At 61.3% G+C, this 18383-nt stretch carries 15 protein-coding genes; 9 read left to right on the forward strand and 6 right to left on the reverse strand.

What is annotated here, in order from left to right; genetic code table 11:
• The first annotated feature begins 75 nt into the window (after nucleotides 1-75).
• On the forward strand, nucleotides 76-438 hold the full coding sequence (locus tag ACI2KB_RS05865; RefSeq protein ID WP_404632344.1) for a response regulator: 363 nt from the start codon (nucleotides 76-78) through the stop codon (nucleotides 436-438).
• On the forward strand, nucleotides 434-1720 hold the full coding sequence (locus tag ACI2KB_RS05870) for a glycosyltransferase (protein WP_404632776.1): 1287 nt from the start codon (nucleotides 434-436) through the stop codon (nucleotides 1718-1720). Before ACI2KB_RS05865 ends, ACI2KB_RS05870 begins: the two co-directional genes overlap by 5 nt.
• Nucleotides 1721-1790: 70 nt before the next feature.
• Here the strand turns inward: ACI2KB_RS05870 and ACI2KB_RS05875 are convergent, their stop codons facing one another.
• From ACI2KB_RS05875 to ACI2KB_RS05885, 3 genes are all read right to left on the reverse strand, one after another.
• Entirely contained in the window at nucleotides 1791-2264 is a 474-nt protein-coding gene (locus ACI2KB_RS05875) for a Dps family protein (protein WP_404632346.1), read from the reverse strand.
• 218 nt (nucleotides 2265-2482) lie between these two features.
• Nucleotides 2483-3931 (reverse strand): sigma-54-dependent transcriptional regulator, encoded by a 1449-nt coding sequence (locus ACI2KB_RS05880; protein ID WP_404632348.1) that lies wholly within the window; start codon nucleotides 3929-3931, stop codon nucleotides 2483-2485.
• Nucleotides 3906-5375 (reverse strand): sensor histidine kinase, encoded by a 1470-nt coding sequence (locus ACI2KB_RS05885; protein WP_404632350.1) that lies wholly within the window; start codon nucleotides 5373-5375, stop codon nucleotides 3906-3908. The genes ACI2KB_RS05880 and ACI2KB_RS05885 overlap by 26 nt, the downstream gene beginning before the upstream one ends.
• Before the next feature lie 467 nt (nucleotides 5376-5842).
• On the opposite strand from ACI2KB_RS05885, the gene ACI2KB_RS05890 reads away from it, so the two are divergent.
• From ACI2KB_RS05890 to ACI2KB_RS05905, 4 genes are all read left to right on the forward strand, one after another.
• Nucleotides 5843-7204, forward strand: coding sequence for a hypothetical protein (locus ACI2KB_RS05890; RefSeq protein WP_404632352.1), 1362 nt, complete (start codon nucleotides 5843-5845; stop codon nucleotides 7202-7204).
• Between the two features lie 36 nt (nucleotides 7205-7240).
• The gene (locus ACI2KB_RS05895; RefSeq protein ID WP_404632354.1) at nucleotides 7241-9487 is read left to right on the forward strand and encodes an Ig-like domain-containing protein; all 2247 of its coding nucleotides are present in this window, start codon (nucleotides 7241-7243) and stop codon (nucleotides 9485-9487) included.
• A gap of 81 nt (nucleotides 9488-9568) precedes the next feature.
• Nucleotides 9569-10063: a curlin gene (locus tag ACI2KB_RS05900; protein ID WP_404632356.1), complete on the forward strand. Its 495-nt coding sequence runs from the start codon at nucleotides 9569-9571 to the stop codon at nucleotides 10061-10063.
• Nucleotides 10064-10106: 43 nt separating this feature from the next.
• Entirely contained in the window at nucleotides 10107-11552 is a 1446-nt protein-coding gene (locus ACI2KB_RS05905; protein ID WP_404632358.1) for a curlin, read from the forward strand.
• Nucleotides 11553-11803: 251 nt separating this feature from the next.
• On the opposite strand, the gene ACI2KB_RS05910 is transcribed toward ACI2KB_RS05905, so the two are convergent.
• A complete protein-coding gene (locus tag ACI2KB_RS05910; protein ID WP_404632360.1) occupies nucleotides 11804-12451 on the reverse strand; it encodes a lytic transglycosylase domain-containing protein in 648 nt (215 codons plus the stop codon).
• A gap of 209 nt (nucleotides 12452-12660) precedes the next feature.
• Between ACI2KB_RS05910 and gspG the strand changes: the two genes are divergently transcribed.
• Together gspG and ACI2KB_RS05920 are read left to right on the forward strand one after the other, a co-directional pair.
• Nucleotides 12661-13119 (forward strand): type II secretion system major pseudopilin GspG, encoded by a 459-nt coding sequence (gene gspG / locus ACI2KB_RS05915; protein WP_404632362.1) that lies wholly within the window; start codon nucleotides 12661-12663, stop codon nucleotides 13117-13119.
• Nucleotides 13120-13124: 5 nt separating this feature from the next.
• Nucleotides 13125-14315 (forward strand): type II secretion system F family protein, encoded by a 1191-nt coding sequence (locus ACI2KB_RS05920; RefSeq protein ID WP_404632364.1) that lies wholly within the window; start codon nucleotides 13125-13127, stop codon nucleotides 14313-14315.
• A 53-nt stretch (nucleotides 14316-14368) separates the two neighbouring features.
• Here the strand turns inward: ACI2KB_RS05920 and ACI2KB_RS05925 are convergent, their stop codons facing one another.
• Nucleotides 14369-14566 (reverse strand): YbdD/YjiX family protein, encoded by a 198-nt coding sequence (locus tag ACI2KB_RS05925; RefSeq protein ID WP_346831135.1) that lies wholly within the window; start codon nucleotides 14564-14566, stop codon nucleotides 14369-14371.
• Entirely contained in the window at nucleotides 14566-16626 is a 2061-nt protein-coding gene (locus ACI2KB_RS05930) for a carbon starvation CstA family protein (RefSeq protein ID WP_404632366.1), read from the reverse strand. Before ACI2KB_RS05930 ends, ACI2KB_RS05925 begins: the two co-directional genes overlap by 1 nt.
• A 360-nt stretch (nucleotides 16627-16986) precedes the next feature.
• Here ACI2KB_RS05930 and ACI2KB_RS05935 point away from each other — a divergent pair, with 360 nt between their 5' ends.
• Nucleotides 16987-18360 carry a cache domain-containing protein gene (locus ACI2KB_RS05935; RefSeq protein ID WP_404632368.1) on the forward strand — a complete coding sequence of 458 codons (1374 nt, stop codon included), beginning with the start codon at nucleotides 16987-16989 and terminating at the stop codon, nucleotides 18358-18360.
• The last annotated feature ends 23 nt before the right edge of the window (nucleotides 18361-18383 follow it).

Consider the following 18383-nt stretch of genomic DNA (forward strand, 5'->3'; position numbering starts at 1 on the left):
ATCACCGGCTCAGTTGTCTCGCAGATCAGGCACAATCCGCCGGATCCAGTTCCCGCCATTTGAAGGAAAATGTTCATGCCCGACCCAACCAGCACGATTCTGGTGGTGGAAGATGACGACATCGTGCGCATGTTGATCGTCGATGTGCTCGAAGAGCTCGAATACACCGTGCTCGAAGCCGCTGACGGCAGTGAAGCGCTTGCGCACCTGCAAAATGACGGCGAAGCCATCGACCTGATGATGACCGACCAGGGCCTGCCCGACATGAAAGGCACCGAGCTTGCCAGCCGGGCGGCGGCGCTGCGCCCGACCCTACCGATTCTGTTCGCCAGCGGCTACGCCGAAAACATCGATGTGCCGTCCGGTATGCACCTGATCGGCAAGCCGTTCTCGATCGATCAACTGCGCGACAAGGTGACCAGCATCCTTGGCCATTGAACAACGCACCACCCACGTCCTGATCATTGGCTATGTCTGGCCGGAGCCGCGCTCGTCGGCCGCCAGCGGCCACGTGATGCAACTGATCGACTGCTTTCTCGAGCAGGGCTGGCAGATCACCTTCGCCAGCGCCGCGACTGAAGGCGAGCACAAGGCCGACCTTGCCGCACTCGGCATCGACGAAGTGGCCATCGAACTGAACAACAGCAGTTTCGACGTGTTCATCAGCGAACTACAACCCGATGTGGTGCTGTTCGATCAATTCCTGATGGAAGAACAGTTTGGCTGGCGGGTCGAGAAACACGCGCCGAATGCCGTCCGCGTGCTGGAAACGTCCGATCTGCAAAGCATGCGTCACGCCCGACACCATCAGGTCAAGGAGCTGCTCAAGGGACAACCCGACGGCGACCTGTCCGACTACTTCGCCATGCCCCGCTGCGAGCTGTTTTCGCGGATGGCGACCACTGACATGGCCCAGCGCGAGATCGCCGCGATCTACCGCAGCGACCTGAGCCTGATGGTCTCGGACATGGAAATCGAACTGCTCACCGAACAATTCGGCCTGCCCGCTTCGATCCTGCATTGGGCGCCACTGCTGGTGCACCACGTGCCAAAACAGGCGCCAGGCTTTGAAGAGCGCACGCACTTCCTGACCATCGGCAACTTCCGTCACGCGCCCAACTGGGACGCCGTGCTGTGGCTCAAGAACGCCATCTGGCCGTTGATCCGCCAGCAATTGCCGAGCGCGCAGGTGCATGTCTACGGCGCCTACACCCCGCCCAAGGCTGCCGCGCTGCACAACCCGGTCCAGGGCTTTCACATCATGAACTGGGCCGAAGACGCGCTGGAAGTGATGTCGGCTGCGCGGGTGTCACTGGCACCGATCCGCTTCGGCGCCGGGATCAAAGGCAAGATCATCGACGCCATGACCTGCGGCACCCCCACCGTCACCACCCCCATTGGCGCAGAAGCCATGCACGGCGACCTGCCCTTCCCCGGCGCCATCGCTCAGGACGCACAATCGCTGGCTGACGAAGCCGTGCGGTTGTACACCGATCAGGCGCGCTGGGAACAGGCACAACAGGAAGGTTGGCAAGTGTTGCAAGCGAGGTTTCGGTTTGTGCCGCACTGCAAAACGTTGATCGAGCGCATCGAGCAGATACGCCGTGACGTGGCGACGCATCGCGCGGAGAATTTCACCGGGGCGATGTTGCGACATCATCTGCACAAGAGCACGCAGTACATGGCGCAGTGGATTGAGGCGAAGAATCGCTGCGTTTGAGTGTGAATAGCGGAGATGAAAAAGCCCCTGACGCTCACGCGCTCAGGGGCTTTTTTCATGATGCCGTCGCTCAATCGCTCTCAAGCAATGCCCGCAACATCCACGCCGCCTTTTCATGCACCTGCATGCGCTGGGTCAGCAAGTCGGCGGTGGGTTCGTCGCTGACTTTCTCCAACAGCGGAAACATGCCACGGGCGGTGCGCACGACCGCTTCCTGGCCGGCCACCAGTTGCTTGATCATGTCGGTCGCTGCCGGCACGCCCGGTTCCTCTTCGATCGAGGACAGACGCGCGTAAGTCGAGTAGGTGCCCGGCGCCGGGAAGCCCAGGGCGCGGATGCGTTCGGCGATGGCGTCGACGGCAGTGGCGAGTTCGGTGTACTGCTCTTCGAACAGCAAGTGCAGGGTACGGAACATCGGGCCGGTGACGTTCCAATGGAAATTGTGTGTTTTGAGGTAGAGCACGTAGGTGTCGGATATCAGCCGCGACAGCCCTTCGACGATGTCCGCGCGATCCTGTTCGTTGATACCGATTTCGATAGGCATGTGACGCTCCCTTTGGTCTCTATGATTTCTCGTAATGAGGCCATTTTAGGAAAGCACTTCCGATAGCGGAAATCACCCATGGCAATCGCAGCCATCGATGCAGACTATGGGTGGCACGTTTGGCTGGCGCAGCGAAACTCTGGCCAGCCGCCCCCAAAGCTGGACGCCAACACGGACTTTTTTGGGGTCAGATCAGGGGTCCGGTTTTGCTGCGCGACCTATGACTGCGTACGATCCGGTCGTGTCAGCCCCAGTTTGTCAATGCGATAGCGCAGCATGTCCCGAGTCAGCCCCAGCAGCCGGGCCGATTTGGTGACGTTCCAGTCGGTCTTGTCGAGGACTTTGCGCACCATTTCGTTTTCCACCTCCGGCAGGTTCATGTTGCCCATGCCGTCGTTCATCGCCTGTGGGTGAGATTGGGGTTGCGGGCTGAATTGTGGCACGAAGGCCGGGGTGGTCATCGGCTCGTCCATCAGGCTGGGGCACAGGCCCAACTGGTACGGCGCGATGCAGTTGGTCTGGGTCAGCAATACCGTCTGTTCAAGCATGTTGCGCAGCTCACGCACGTTGCCCGGCCAACTGTAGCCGCGCATCAACTGTTCGGCGTCGGCACTGAACCGCAGGTCGGTCTTGCCGTAGCGCTTGCCGTGCAGTTGCAGGAAATGCCGGGCCAGGCGAATCACGTCATCACCCCGAGCCTGCAAGCGTGGCACCTTGATCGAAATGATGCGCAGGCGGAAGAACAGGTCGCGACGGAATTTGCCCTGCTGCACCATCTGTTCGAGGTTGCAGTTGGTGGCGCTGATGATGCGCAGGTCGACCTTGCGCTCCTTCACCGAGCCGATGCGTCGTACGGTGCGGTCTTCCAGCAGTTTGAGCAGTTTGGCCTGCAACAGCAGGTCCATTTCGCCCACTTCGTCGAGAAACAGGGTGCCGCCATCTGCCGCTTCCACCAGCCCGGTACGACGATCCTTGGCGTCGGTGAACGCGCCTTTTTCGTGACCGAACAGCTCGGCCTCGATCAAATGCGCGGGAATCGACGCACAGTTGAATTCCACGAACGGCCCCTTGCTGCGCGGGCCATCGAAATGCAGCGCGCGAGCCACCAGTTCCTTGCCGGTGCCGGTCTCGCCTTCCACCAGCACAGGGGGCAAGTCGCTGCTGGTCATGCGCTGCTCGGCGTCGAGCAATTGGGTGACCACATTCTTCACCGCCATCATCGCCGGGGAGTCGCCGATCAGCGCCTGCAAGCCCGAATGCTTGGCGTCGCGGTCCTGATAGAACGACAGCGTGCGCTCCAGGCGCTCGGTGGCCAGTGCCTTGTCCAGCAGCAACTTGAGTTCGGGCAGGGCGACGGGTTTGGTCAGGTAATGAAACGCGCCCTCCTTCATCGCCGTCACGGCGTCTTCGATATTGCCGTAGCCGGTCATCATGATCAGTTTGAGGTCCGGCGCGCTTTCCCTCAGCGCGTTGATCAGCTCGTGACCGCTCATGCCCGGCAGGGAGTTGTCGGTGAGCACCACGTCAGGCCGCCAGTTCTGCAGGGTCTGGAGCGCCTCTTCGGCGCAGTGGCAGACCCGCGCCTCAAAATCCCGACGCTCCAGATAGGTCTGGATATTGCTGGCCAGGAGCTCGTCGTCTTCAACCACCAGTATGCTGTGTTCCATCGAGTCCCCCTTCCGCCGCAATTTTGAACGTCAGTTTCACACGGGTACCTTCCTGCTCTCGGCTGGTCAGGGAGACCTTGCCGGAAAACCGCTCCATGATCCGCTTTACCAACACCAGCCCCACACCCAGACCACCCTGTTTGGTGGTGAAGAACGGTTTGAACACCATCGCTTCCTGCTGCCGGGACATGCCTTTGCCGTTGTCGGCGACCGTCAGGTAGACACGCCCGCTGGCAGGCTCGGACACGATGTCGATCTTCAGTTTGCCGTCCTTGGTCATGGCCTCCAGTGCGTTAGCCATGAGGCTATTCAAAATCTGCGCCAACAGAATGCGCTGGCTGATCACCAGAGGGGTCTCTGTGGGCGCAAACTCAACGCTGATGCTGGCCCGCCGCAGTTGCTGCTCGTACGACACCAGCACATCCTGCATGCAGGCCACCACGTCCACCGCCTCGGATTCCCCACTAATGGGGCGTAGCGACAACAGCAGTTCGCGCACCCACTTTGACATGCGGTCGACTTGATTGATGATGTCGTTGATGTTCTTTTGCGCGGCCGGATCGACCACTTCCAGAGCCAGCTCGGCACTGGAGCGGATGGTCGCCAGCGGGTTGCGCAGGCTGTGGGCGACCGCTGAGGACATTTCCCCCAGTGCGGCGAATTTTTCGCTGTTGATCAGTTGCCGCTGCTGGGACTCCAGCAATCTGGAGGCCCGCCGCACGATCCAGAACAGCCCCAGGTAAATCAACATGCCCCCAATTCCGGTGGAAACCCAGATCACCACGTAGCCGCGCTCGATGCTGGCGATCAGGTCTTTGGGCTCCTTGTAGATTTCGACGATGGCCAAGACGTCTTTTTCCTCGGCGTCGAACAGCGGAATGTAGTTCTCGATGAACAGGTAATCCGGTGGGTTGAGAAACTTTTGCTCGTTCTGATGGCGTTGAGTCTCGTGGTGGGCGCTGCCAGTACGCTGGCGGGAACGAAACGCGGCTTCCAGATCGTCGTTACCCAGAATCGCCTTGCCGATCAATGCCGGGTTAGTGGACCAGATGATGACGCGATCAGGCGCGTAGACGTTGACCAACAAGGCGTCTGGCAGCGAGGAAATATGGTCGAGGAATTCATCGCGGGATTTGCGCCGGGTTTCCGGGTCGACATCGGCGACCGGCAGATCACGGCGGGTGTCGAGCAGCTCGGCCATGGTCCGGCTGGTGGGAATTTCCGCGTGACGGATCTCGGCAGAGGCGATGGCGTGGACGAATTGCGAGGTCAGCAGCGAGTCGCGCTGCACCGCTTCGCTGACCACGAAACGGGTGGAAATCAGCCCCAGTCCGATGGCCACCGAGGCAATGACCAAGAGGCTGACCAGCGAGAACCAGCGCAGGAGATTGAAGCGAGGCCGTGGCTTTTTTTCTATTTCTTTGAGGCTGGCTTGAGTCAGCATATCGCTGCGCCCTATCGATCCCATGGCGGCCGTCCTGGTCACTTTTTTAGTCGGTATAGCGTAAGCCGCTGCATCGCGGTAGCGGATTTTTAGCGCCTCTCGAGACTTTTGATATCACAACGACACCACTCACCTCACCTACGCCGCGCTTAGTCCCTGATTGCCAAGGCAGTTTTACAAAAAATATTGAACTTTTTTAAACGATTGCCGTCTGTCCGACGGTTTCGCCTCCTGCGGTTTGCACCTTCCCCCAACTCTGGGGAGAGCCCCCCACTTCCCACCTGTTTCACCTGAGCAACGACCTGTCTCGACGCTGAGATTTCAGCCACTTATTACTTGAATAACAATGAGTTAAACAACTGTTCAGCATTCTGGTACAGATGTTGCGCTAGCCCTCGCAGCCTCCTGGAACCGACGCCTTCGTCCGACTCACGCCAGAGGCAGGTTCATTGCGAGAGGGAAGACAAATGCCCAGCACATTGACCCACGCCGTGACGCTGCTGACACTGATCGCAGCCGTTCACGGTTCCACCCAGGCCGCTCTGTTCGCGGTCGATCAGGGCGTCTACAGCCCACAAAACGGCAACTTTGCCCAGTGGTATCAGGACACTCACGGCCGCACCCTCGACCTGTGCCTGGGCAAAGCGCTGAGTTCCCGCGTTCCGTCCACGCCCGGTGTGCCGTCGTACATGTGTACGCTGGCCGTCGCCGCCGGGGTCTTCGATGATCAACAGCCGATGGTGTTTCCCACCAACTTCCCGGATGAAGCCTTCTGGTTTCTGGCTGACGGTGCCTTGCCCACGGCCGGCGCCGCCACGCTCAATCTGAAGTACACCGCCGCACTTGAAGCCGCGTTCAGTGGCGGCGATCCTGCCCCTAACGATCAGATCAGTTTCGCGCGTATTCGTATTCGCATGGATGCGCCGGTCGCAGGCACCTACACCATCACGCACCCTTACGGCGTGGATGTCTTCCAGATCGACACGCCCGGCACCAAAGCCATCAACATGACCCGCGACATCGGCATCGGTGCCATCGGCAATTTCACGGGTGCCTTGACGGGTGATGTCGGCCCCTTCCTGCGCAGCGTCAACGGGCCTTACACCGAAACCGACCCCACCACGGGGGTAGCCTCGCAGTACATCGGCGATCCCAACCTGACCGAGCAGGTCACGGGCAGCCCGTTCGGCACCAACTTCATCAGGGTTCAGGGCCCGAATGGTATCGATGGCCGCACCGACGTGTTCGGCATCACCGGCAAACTCTCCACCGTCGTGCGTCCGACCCCGAACGTCGTACAGCGCGCCACCTATACCCGTCGCCCTGGCGGCACCGGCAACGCTGGCGTTCAGGCACAAGAGGACGTGTTCGCCCTCGCCCCGCCGCCGCCGGGCACCGCTTCGTTCGTCGACACCGCCAGCGCGCCGATCACCATGACTGAAGCCACCGCCACTGGCGCCTGGTACGGCCAGTCTTCGGCGAACCCGACGCTGCCCGTCAGTCTGAGCGTCACCGCCGACAACCACCTGGCGATCCCCACCAGCACGCCGACCACCGTCGCCCGCGCCCTGACCGACCTGGTCAGTATCGACACCGCCACCTACAGCCTGGCGTCCGGGCAACTGACGTTGTCGGCCACGACCAGTGACGCGACCGCGGCCACCACCCTGACGGCCACCGGCAGCTCCGGCGGCGCCATCGGCACCCTCGGCGGTGGCGGGACCACGAAAACCCTGATCACCGGCATTTCGCCGATTCCACCGGCCAAAGTCACGGTGACCTCGACCAATGGCGGCAGCGATACCGAAGAAGTGGTGATCGTTCCCTGATCGCGACCACGTCTTGCTCTCGAATCTGGAGGCAACATGAACAGTTGGCCAAGTCTGATTTTCGGTGCCCTGAGTCTGATCGCAGCCACCGAGGCGGCACACGCCGGTCTCGCTGCGGTCGACCCCGGCCCCTATACCGTCGCCACAGGACGTTTCCCGCAGTGGTACAAGGACCAGAACGATCTGGAACTGGAACTGTGCCAGTCCAGAGCCGTGAGCTCGCGCGTGGCGGCCGCCGTTCCACCGGCATACATGTGCACTCTGGGCGCCGTGCCCGGCTTTTACGACGACGCCTTTCCCATGGTCTACCCGGACAACTTCCCGGACGAGATGTTCTGGTACCTGCTGCAAGCGCAGATCAGGACCAACACCAGCCCGATCGCCGGCTATGGTCTTGAGATCTACACCGCCGGGGTGGAAGCGGCGTTCGCCACCGATCCACCCACTGACGGCTCGCAACAAAGCTTCGCGCGCATCCGCATGCGCATCGACATCCCTGCCGGGCGGCCTGGGACCTACACCGTCACCCACCCCTACGGCGTGGACACCTTCAACGTCACCACCACCGGGCGCCGGGCCATCAACCTGACCCGCGACATCGGCATCGGTGCAGCGGGTGATTTCAGTGGTGCGCTGACCGGCAACATCGGGCCGTTCGTCAAAGGCATTGGAGGTCCCTACACCGAGGTCGATCCTGACACCGGTGCGGTCAACACCTACATCGGTGACCCGAATGTGCCAGAAGCCGTCACCGGCAGCCCGTTCGGCACCAACTTCGTCAAAATCGAGGGTCCGGCGGGCACGCTCATCCAGAACCTCTTCACCGTCAGTGGCAAGGTGCGCGATCCACGGGTGCAAACCCCGGTCGAAGTCAAGCGCGGCACGTACAGCCGCAACAGCTCCGGCACTCGCGTCGAACTGTTCGCCTCATCCCCGAACAGCTCCAGCCTGTGCTACCGGGAAACCCTTGCGCTGGTTCCCGGCACACCGGCTTCACCTTGCCAGTTCAATCTGCTTGGCGATAACAACGGCAACTTCTTCGTCGCCCATTCAGCCTCGACGCTGCCGCCGTTCGTGATCCTGACCGCCAGCAACCCGGTGGGCACCACCAAGCCAACGGCCGTCTCCACCAAACTGGTCGACGTGGTGAAAATCCGAACAGCCCGTTACACCTGGGACAACCACGCGCTGGTGATCGAGGCCGCGTCCAGCGACGAAACCTCGATGCCTGACATGGTTGCCCAAGGCTATGGCGCGCTGTCGAAAACCGGCACCTTGCAGCAGTTGACCGTGCCTAACCTGTTGCAGCCACCGCCTTTCGTGACCGTGAAATCGGCACGTGGTGGCGAAGACACCGAGCCGGTCACGGTGCTGGGCACTGCGCCCAACTCCGGCGCTAACCAGCCACCGGTGGCGGTCAATGACACCGGCAGCACGGGCTTCGGCGTCCCTGTGACCCTCAGCGTACTGACCAACGACAGCGATCCGGACGGCGACCTGCCGCTGACCATCAGCGACCTGACCCAACCGGCATCGGGCCTGGGCACCGTCGCGCTGAACGGCACCACGTCCATCGTCTACACCCCGCCGGCCGTGGTGAACACGCCAATCACGGCGACCTTCACCTACAAGGCCGTGGACAGCAAGGGACTGAAGTCGACCTCGCCGGCCACTGTCAGCGTCACCGTGGCGCCTAACCGCCCACCGGTCGCGGGCAATGACACCGGGGCAACACTGGCCGGGTCGCCACTGGTGGTCAACGTGCTGGCCAACGACACCGACCCTGAAGGCAACGTGCCGCTGAGCGTGACCAACCTGACGCAACCGGCGGTGGGACGCGGCACCGTGACCACCAACGGCACCACCGTGACCTACACACCACCGGCCACCGTGACCGCTGCGTTCACCGCGACCTTCACCTACCAGGCGGCGGACTCGTTCGGTGCCCTGTCGACCCCGGCCACGGTCAGCGTTTCGGTCACCGCGCCTCCGGCCGGTAACGAGACCCTGACCATCACTTCGGCGCAAGTGCAGGTGCGTGGCGGTGGCGCGCTGTTCAGTTGGGACCTGGCGGGCACCAGTTCGGTGACCACCGGCAACACCATCGTCATCACCGTGACCACACCGACCGGCGTGCAAGAGCTGGATCGGGTGACCGTACCGGCGACCGGACGCTGGAGAAGTTCGGTGGTGAACACCATCGCGCCGTCGGCCACCAACCCGACCGCGACCGCCACCTCGTCCAAAGGCACGGTGCGGACACTGCCAGTCACCGTTCGTTGAGGCAAAACGGCCCGTCTGTGCACTCACACAGACGGGCCGAACGTCCCGAAAGGCCTCGCCGAATCGGGACAGGAGAACACCATGTCGCTGTCTGACTGCCGTTTGACGAAACACCCGATCGCGCTGTTGCTGATGCTGCTCATGACCTGCCTGTCGGTTCACGCCGACGACCTGGGCATGGGCGACGAACTCGGCGAAGGTTCGGAACTGGGTGCCCCGGTCAGTTTTCCGGGGAGCGCCTTCGTCGGTCAGCAGGCGACGATTCTGCAACAGGGTACGGCCAACATCGCCAACCTGTCGCAGAACGGTACCTCGCTGCTGGGCAACATCGTTCAGGTCGGCAGTGCTCAGGAAGCCTACATCCTGCAACAGGGCGCCAATCTCACGGCGTCCATCAATCAGCAGGGCAGCGGCAACCAGGCCAGCATCGTGCAGAACGGCTCCAACAGTCAGGCCGCCATCACGCAGAAAGGCGCCAACAACAGCGCCAGCATCGAACAGACCGGTACAGGGCTGCAGAGCAGCGTCAGTCAGTCTGGAAACGGCCAGAGCGTAGAGGTTCGTCAGATACGTTGACGCGCTCGACACCTCGGCAACTCACCATCAGGAGGTCTACACCATGTTTTTCAAACTCACCCCTGTCGCTGCTGCGGTTCTGGTCCTCGTTACCGGCCATGCCATGGCGGCCAACAGCGTCTCCAGCCAATACCAGAACGGTTCGGCCAACACCGCCGACGTGCAACAGATCGATGCCGCCCAGGCCAGCGTCCAGCAGGTGCAGATCGGTGACGGCAACGACACCGCCGCGTTCCAGCAGGACACCAATTCGTTCATTGACCAGCAACAGAACGGCAACCAGAACGGCGCTTATGGCGAGCAGATCCAGGAAATCTCCAGCACCATCACCCAACGCCAGACCGATCAACGCAACACCACCCATGCCAGTCAGATCGGCGGCAACAACAACCAGATCACCACCCACCAGTCAGGCACCGGCAACTTTGTGTTCGCCTATCAGGACACCCAGTCGGGCAGCACCATCAACACCGATCAGGCGGGCAACAACAACGAAATCACCGCCGAGCAATTGTTTGGCGGCAGCGGCAACAACTCGCAAGTCATCCAGCGCGGCGACGCCAACCAGGCGTTCAGCGAACAGGTCGAGCACCTCAACGGGCAGATCCAGATCCACCAGGACGGCCAGGGCCACTACGCCTACACCGATCAGCGTAACGGCTTCGGCGGCTCGATCACGGTCGAACAGTTCGGCCAGTTGAACACCGCCCAGATGTTCCAGGACAGCCAGATCGACAGCCATTCCAGTATTTCGCAGACCGGCAACCTGAACGAAGGCATCGTCGACCAGTATCGCGGCTCGGCCAACATTGGCGCCGTCACCCAATGGGGCGACCGCAATGCCGCCAGCGTGGCGCAGTACAACGTCACCAACAGCGGCACCAACGTGTATCAAAACGGCCAGGACAACCTGCACTACAGCTCGCAAGCGGGCACCGGGCAAAGCATGACCTCGGTGCAGACCGGCAGTGGCAACAAGGTCTACGCCAACGAGTTCGAAGGCGCCAAACTGGGCGGCCAGTTCGGCAACGGCCAGACGGCGTTCCTCAACCAGAGTGGCCAGCAGAACAGCATCGCCCTTACCCAGAAAGGGCTGGGCAACCTGTCCAACCTGAAACAGAGCGGTGCGCGTAACGACGCGACGGTCAGTCAGGACAACAACTACAACGAGCTGTATTTTGAACAGAACGGCAGCGACAACATTCTGATTGCCGACCAGCGCGGCGATAACAACTACGCTCAGGGCACCTCGTTCGGCAGCAGCAACACCACTGACATCACCCAATCGGGCACCCAGAATCAGGCGTATACCAGCCAGGACGGCGACGGCAACATCGCCACGGTCAAACAGGCCGATGCCTACAACGTGGCTTACGTGAGCCAGACAGGGAACGCCAACATGGCCAACGTCAATCAGAGCGCGACCAATCAGGCGGCGAACATCACTCAAGTGGGGAACTCGAACCAGGCGACGGTGAATCAGCGATAACCGCTCTTGCAGGACCCAGAGCCGCCGCAAGGCGGCTTTTTTATGATTCAACCGTCGCGCTCCGCATTAGAACGAATCGATTGTTTGCACACTGCGCTCCCGTTGCCGTTGCCGTTGCCGTTGCTCCGCTTTTGCTTTTCATGCGCGGTGTCTGGGCTATCGCGCATGAAGAGCAAGATCAATGGCAATGGCAATGGCAATGGCGGACATCTCTGTGTCTTGCACTGGGCCGTTACGGCGAATCCCGCGCTTCAATTTGCCAACGCTGTCCCCGCATCCCCTAACAACCGATGGTAATCACGCAACACATCCGGCACATAGCGCCGGGTCTCGGCAAACGGTGGGATCACGTTGCCACGCTTGCTCACCGCCGCAGGCCCCGCGTTGTAGGCCGCCACGGCCAGCGACACGTCGTTGCCAAACATCACCATCAATTGCTTGAGGTAGCGCGCCCCACCCTGAATGTTCGAACGGGGATCCCAAACGTTGGTCACACCCATGTCCCGAGCGGTATCGGGCATCAACTGCATCAACCCGGCAGCGCCTTTCACCGACAACGCCGAGGGGTTGTAGCCCGACTCGATACGAATCACCGCATGCAGCAACGCCTCTGGCAGATCATTGCTGGCCGCTGCCTGCGACACCTCCTGAGCATAGGGCCGCTGGCTCACCGTCATGCTCTTTTCATCACGCCCGGCCAAGGCCGGCGCGGCAGCCTGAAACGCAGGTACGGACACCGGCTCATGAAACACCCGCTGCACCTCGCGACCGGCCCGCTTGACGTTGGAAATGATGATGCCGCCGTCCGCCGTCCGGGAGATGTACACGTCGGCCTCGGCGGCCAGCGGCAGTATGCACAGCGTCAGCAATACGCCTCTGAACGCGCGTTCAACATCCATCCGTGCCTCCTCTGGCACGCTCGCTAAAACTGGGGGTTATTCCCCACTCGCGGTGCCATGGAAAGGGTCAACGCAAAGGCTGTGCCGCCCAATCCCCACCTCGCAAATGCCCGGCCCAGAAGGCTGCACGCAATCGCTCAAGGTCGCGTCTGTCGGCGCGCACGGCAATTGCATGAGCCCTCTGGACAACCCGATTTACGGAGGTGTTTATGGGGAATTTCACCCGCTGTGCGTCATCGCTCAACCCACCGTCGGGGCACCGCCGTCACGCGGGCTTCACCCTGCTTGAGCTGTTGGTGGTGTTGGTGGTGCTGGGGCTGCTGGCCGGGATCGTGGCGCCCAAGTATTTCAGTCAGTTGGGCCGCTCCCAGACCAAAGTGGCCCGGGCGCAGATCGAGGGGCTGTCCAAGGCGCTGGATTTGTACCGGCTGGAAATCGGTCATTACCCGTCCACCGAGCAGGGCTTGCAGGCGTTGGTGGTCGCGCCTGCCGAGGAATCGCACTGGACCGGTCCTTATCTGCAAAAAGCCGTGCCTCAAGACCCGTGGGGTCGCAGTTATGTCTATCGCTATCCGGGAGAAAACAGCGAGTACGACCTGCTCTCCATGGGCAAGGACGGGCAGCCCGGTGGCGAGGGCGAAGACGCTGAAATCACCAACTGGCAGTGACGACCATGAAATTTACCATCAAGGCCGTGGGCAAACGGGGGGAAGTGTTGTCGCTGGCCATGGACGCCGACAGTTCGGTGGACGCCCGGACGCTGGTGGAAGCCCAGGGCATGCGGGTGCTGAACGTTCGCGCCGAATCGCGCTGGGTGATTCGCGGGATGCGCAAGCCGGACACCTTCAATCTGGTGCTGTTCAGCCAGGAACTGACCACCCTGCTCAACGCCGGGCTGCCGCTCATCGACGCGCTGGAAAGCCTGGCTGAAAAGGAAACCGCGCCCCAGGCCCGCAAAACCCTCTGCGGTCTGGTGCGGCTGTTGTATGAAGGCAAATCGTTTTCCCAGGCGCTGACCCAATTCCCGGCGGTATTCCCCACGCTGTATGTGGCGCTGGTGCAATCCAGCGAAAAAACCGGTGCCGTTGGCGAAGCGCTGGGGCGCTATGTCTCCTATCGCAAACGCATGGACGAAGTGCGCCAGCGCATCGTCAGCGCCTCGGTGTACCCAATGCTGCTGTTGATCGTCGGCGGCGCCGTGGTGCTGTTTTTGATGGGCTACGTGGTGCCGCGCTTCAGTCTGGTGTTCGAAGGGCTGGGCTCGAATCTGCCGTGGCTGTCGCGCATCCTGATGGAAACCGGGCTGTTCCTGCACGCTCACCAGATGGACTTCGCCATCGGTTTCGTTGCGGTGGTGCTGGGTACGGCGCTGCTGGTGCGCCAACGGCGTTTTCGTCTGGCGTTCAACCGCACGCTGGAACGGGTGCCCACCGTGCATCAGCGAGTGTTCATGTACGAGCTGGCGCGCTTCTATCGCTCGCTGGGCATTCTGCTGCAGGGCGGGATTCCGATCCTCACGGCCATGGGCATGGTGCGTAACCTGCTGGGCAGCGCTTCACAGGTCAGACTGGACGCGGCCAGCGAACGCATTCGCGAGGGCCAGGCGCTGTCGATCGCGCTGGAGCAGAATCAACTGTCCACGCCGGTGTCTCTGCGCATGCTGCGTGCGGGGGAACAATCGGGAAATCTGGGGCAAATGATGGAACGCACCGCTGATTTCTACGACGAGGAAATCAGCCGCTGGATCGAATGGTTCGTGCGCCTGTTCGAGCCGCTATTGATGACCTTCATCGGGCTGTTGATCGGCATGATCGTGATCTTGATGTACATCCCGATCTTCGAGCTGGCGTCGAGTATTCATTGATGGCACGGAGAAATCTGATCGTTCCCACGCGGAGCGTGGGAACGATCATCACATCAACAACACTTCGGCCCCGCCTTCCCGCCATAACGCGCATCCTGGCGTTCCCGGAAGAATGCCTCGTACGACATCACCGGCTGGTCAGGGTGGGTCTTTTGCATGTGCTCGACGTAGTTGTCGTAGTCAGGCATGCCCACCATCAGGCGAGCAGCCTGCCCGAGATATTTGCCGAGGCGACTCAGGTCGTTGAACATCAGTGCGCTTCCGGCATGGCCTGGAACGGTGCTTCCTTGTCGCTGCGCTCTTGCTTGACCCACGCCGCACGGCCGACTTTCACCGCGTAGAACAGGATGCTCAGCACCACGAACAGGAACAATGTGGTCAGCGCTGCGTTGGTGTAAGCGTTGAAAATCACGTGCTGCATTTGTTCAACGGTCTTCGCTGGAGCGAGAATCTGACCGGCATCGGCCGCTGCGCTGTATTTCTTGGCCAGGGCGAGGAAACCAACGGCCGGGCTTGGGTCGAACAGCTTGATGAAGCCAGCGGTCACGGTACAGATCAGCAGCCACGACGCAGGCAGGATGGTGACCCACGCGTACTGCTGACGTTTCATTTTGATCAGCACCACGGTCGCCAGCATCAGCGCGATCCCCGCCAGCATCTGGTTAGAGATGCCGAACAGCGGCCACAGGGTGTTGATGCCGCCCAGCGGATCGATAACGCCTTGATACAGCAGGTAACCCCACAGCGCGACGCAGCCACCGGTACCGATCACGTTGGCGGTCCAGGACTCAGTGCGTTTCAGCGCGGGTACGAAGCTGCCCAGCAGGTCTTGCAGCATGAAACGACCGGCACGGGTGCCTGCATCGACAGCGGTCAGGATGAACAGCGCTTCGAACAGGATTGCGAAGTGGTACCAGAACGCCATGGTGTTTTCGCCAGGCAGCACCTGGTGCAGGATTTGCGCGATACCGACGGCCAGGGTCGGCGCGCCACCGGCACGGGCCAGTACGGTGTTTTCGCCGATGTCTTTGGCGGTGGCGATCAGGGTGTCAGGGGAAATGGCGAAACCCCAGCTGCTGATGGTCTGCGCCACGGCAACCGGATCGGCACCGACCACAGCGGCCGGGCTGTTCATGGCGAAGTACACGCCCGGATCGATGACCGAAGCGGCGACCATGGCCATGATAGCGACGAACGACTCCATCAGCATGCCGCCGTAACCGATGTAACGCGCGTTCTTTTCGTTATCCAGCAGCTTCGGCGTGGTGCCCGAAGAAATCAGCGCATGGAAGCCGGACACCGCGCCACAGGCGATGGTGATGAACAGGAACGGGAACAGCGCGCCCTTCCACACCGGGCCAGTGCCGTCGGTGAACTGGGTCAGGGCAGGCATTTTCAATTCGGGCGCCAGAATCAGGATACCGATGGCCAGCGCGACGATGGTGCCGATTTTCAGGAAGGTCGACAGGTAATCACGTGGCGCCAGCAGCAGCCAGACCGGCAACATGGCGGCGACGAAACCGTATCCCACCAGCATCCAAGTGATCTGCACGCCGGTAAAGGTGAAGGCGTGCGCCCATTCAGGGTGCGAAGCGACTTGGCCACCGGCCCAGATCGACAGCAGCAACAGCACGACGCCGATGATGGAAATCTCACCGATGCGGCCAGGGCGGATGTAGCGCATGTACACGCCCATGAACATTGCGATCGGAATGGTCGCCAGCACCGTGAACATGCCCCATGGGCTTTCGGCCAAGGCCTTGACCACGATCAGCGCCAGCACCGCGAGGATGATGATCATGATCAGGAAGCAGCCGAACAAGGCGATGGTGCCCGGTACACGGCCCATTTCCTCACGGACCATGTCGCCCAGCGAGCGCCCGTTACGGCGGGTGGACAGGAACAGGATCATGAAGTCCTGCACCGCACCGGCCAATACCACACCGGCGATCAGCCAGAGCGTGCCGGGCAGGTAGCCCATCTGTGCAGCCAGCACCGGGCCGACCAGCGGGCCTGCACCTGCGATGGCGGCAAAGTGGTGACCGAAAAGAATGTGTTTGTTGGTCGGAACGTAGTCCAGGCCGTCATTGTTGATCACCGCCGGAGTGGCCCGGGTCGGATCGAGTTGCATGACGTGGTTGGCGATGAACAGGCTGTAGTAGCGGTACGCAACCAGATAAATGGCTACGGCGGCGACGACAATCCAGAGGGCGTTGATGGCCTCGCCGCGGCGCAGCGCGACGACACCCAGGGCGCAGGCCCCAAGGGCTGCAACGGCGAACCAACCCAGGTGTTTGGTCAGTCGGGTCATGGTGAGTCTCCTGCCGCGGCTCATGGCAACGGCGTCATTGTTATTGTTCGATCCGGGGTAACGGAGCGTCGCCACTATCCCCGCTGTTGTCACGAAGAGAAATTCGTACTACTACGGTTCTTCCTGCGTAGTTCTACGTAGACCAGATCACGACACGATTTCTGTGGGAGCGAATTCATTCGTGATGCGGTGGAACAGCCGTACAAATGATTCGGATGTACCGGCCAATCGCGAATGAATTCGCTCCCACAGGTTGATCCGCGCATTCCGGATTTAGGTGGCAACTCCTACAGGTGTCCAGCGTGAACCAATGCGTGTCTAATACGGCCCATAACAACACCCTGCCGGACACCGCCTGCCATGCAGCTCAAACACAAGATCGTCGCCCTGGGCATTCTGCCGTTGATCCTCGCGGTCTGCGTGATCTGCGCGCTGGTCATCGTGCAAAACCAGCGTCTGGGCGAGCAGCAGGCGCAGTTGATCGAAGACAGCATCCTGGCCAGCAAGCGCGCGGAGCTGAAAAACTACGTCGAGATGGCCATGAGCGCCCTTGCACCGATCTACGACAGCGGACGCGATGACGAGCGGACCAAGCAGCAGGTGCTCGATGAATTGGCCAAACTCAGCTTCGGCATCGATGGCTATTTTTTCGTCTATGACCAGAGCGGCCGCAACCTGATGCACCCCCGGCAAGCTGCGCTGGTGGGCAAAGATCTGTGGAACATGACCGACCCCCAAGGTCTGCTGGTGATTCGCGCGCTGCTGCAAAGCGCCGAATCCGGTGACGGCTTTCAGCATTACGCTTGGGAAAAACCTTCCACCGGCCAGGTCACCGACAAACTCGCCCATGTCGTCATGCTCAAGCGTTGGGGCTGGATGCTCGGCACCGGCATTTATCTGGAAGACGTCGAGCGCGCCACGCAGCAGGCCCGTCAAGAAGTCGCCCGCGGCATTTACGCCACCATGCTCGACATCGGCGCGGTCGCGCTGATTGCCGTGCTGCTGGTGTTTGTCTGCGGCCTGACTCTGAACGCCAGTGAGCACCGGCTGGCCGACCGCAAATTGCAATTGCTCAACCAACGCATCATGAATTTGCAGGAAGAAGAACGCTCGCGGCTGTCCCGTGAGCTTCACGACGGCATCAGCCAGGTGCTGGTGTCGATCAAGTTCCAGTTCGAACTGGCGGCCCTGCAACTGGAGAGCGTGCAACTGGAAGGCAATGATCAACGGGGCCTCGACACCCTGCGCCAAGGCACCGAGCGGCTGGGCGAGGCCATCGGCGAGATCCGCACCATTTCCCACGACCTGCGCCCGTCCCTGCTCGACACCTTGGGGCTTGCGGCCGCCGTCACTCAACTGGTGGCCGAGTTCGAACAGCAGACCGGGCTGACCATTCACTACACCCACAATCTGGGGGACCTGAAGCTGGCCGACGGCGCTCCTGTGGCGTTGTTCCGCATTCTTCAGGAAGCGTTGACCAACATCGAACGCCACGCCCACGCGCAGAACGTGTTCATTGATTTACAGGGCACGAAAAAACAGGTGCAACTGACAGTGCGCGACGACGGCGTGGGCTTCCGGGTCGATGTCGCGCACTTGCAGGAGATACAGGGGGGCATCGGTTTGCGTAATATTCGCGAGCGCGTCGAGCATTTCCATGGTCAGCTCAACCTGTACTCCGTACCGGGGCACAGCGAACTGACGGTGGTCATGCCGGTCAGCGTTGCCGCCTGAATCATTCACTCAAACAGGAATCC

Source organism: Pseudomonas sp. NPDC088444, from assembly GCF_044900175.1.
Taxonomy (GTDB): Bacteria; Pseudomonadota; Gammaproteobacteria; order Pseudomonadales; family Pseudomonadaceae; genus Aquipseudomonas.